The following is a 1,211-nucleotide window of genomic DNA, read 5'->3' as shown; positions in this document are numbered from 1 at the left end:
TTCGCCTCGCAGCTTCTCCACTTCTCCCCTCAACTGCCGCACCAGCGCACGTAAGGGCCAAAGCTCGCGGATCAGATCATCCTTCTCGGCAACACTCAGTCGTTCAAGGTCGGGAATCTCGTCCATGCCCACTCACCTGTACGAAGCCTATCCATTGCGAGGTCAATGCTGGGTTCTCTTGAAAGCTTGGACGTTCGCTCTGAGCAAAAATTCCAGTACCTGAGCGTCGCCACGCTTCAGCCTGTCCGCTTGGCGGAGGACTCCTGAGTAGTTACCTCGAATCAAGGCCAGGCCCCTTGCCTGGCGTTCAGCTCATTGGTCGGCAGTCTGTGCTGCCTGCTGCGCCCGCTCTCGGGCGAACGGTTTTTACGGCTGTTGGGCCAGCCACTCCGCGAGGCTTTGCCGGCCGATGGGGCCGGGCAGTGTTTGCCACAGGTCTGACCCTTTCGTTCGGCGGGTTATAGTCCATCCGGTCGAAATTGTAAAGCGGTTTTTGGTCCGACGATCCTGGCCGGGAACTCTACCATTGATCACAATTTGGACAGCAGCGTGTTATCCTCTGCTCTCGAAATTTGCCTGCCGAGTCACCAATGGGTCGTTCAAGGGGGAAATCTGCTGGTTCCTGGGCGCAGCCAGAGCGGCTGCGAGTCGCCTTGGCCTGGTTCGCCGGCGGTCTGTTGCTGCATCCTGCGATGGCTTGCGCGACGGGCAGCGTTTACGTCTCGTATGCTGCCGATGGTGTGCCGAGCTACGCCAGCCAGCGCCTCGATCCGAGCTACCGGCTGTTGATCCGCGGCGAGAACCCGCCCCAGGATCGCGGCACGGCTTCAAGGAAGCTCGCGAGGGTGGACCAGGCCGCCGGAAAACTGCAATTGACGCCGCTGATCGACCACTACGCACGCCTCCACCAGGTCGCACCTGAACTCGTGGCGGCGGTGGTCGGGGTGGAGTCCGGGTATAACGCCCGGGCCGTCTCGCCGAAGGGCGCACTCGGCGCCATGCAGCTCATGCCGGCGACGGCCGCCCGCTACGGGGTCACCGATGCCGGCGATGCGGCACAGAACATCGATGCCGGCGTGCGTCATCTCAGGGATCTGCTCAACGCGCATCAGGGCAACGTCGCCCTCGCACTGGCCGCCTACAACGCCGGCCAGGGAGCGGTGGCCAGGCACCGCGGGCGCATTCCGCCGTATCCCGAAACCATGCTGTAT

General features: G+C 62.8%; 1 protein-coding gene. It reads left to right on the top strand.

Annotated elements, in window-relative coordinates:
- Positions 1-653: 653 nt before the first annotated feature.
- Positions 654-1,211, top strand: a 558-nt coding sequence (locus E4Q08_RS23425; protein ID WP_248595126.1) for a lytic transglycosylase domain-containing protein, incomplete at its 3' end; no start/stop codon positions are given.

This window comes from Candidatus Accumulibacter contiguus (assembly GCF_012940005.1).
Lineage (GTDB): Bacteria > Pseudomonadota > Gammaproteobacteria > Burkholderiales > Rhodocyclaceae > Accumulibacter > Accumulibacter contiguus.
This window is presented reverse-complemented; position numbering and strand designations above follow the sequence as displayed.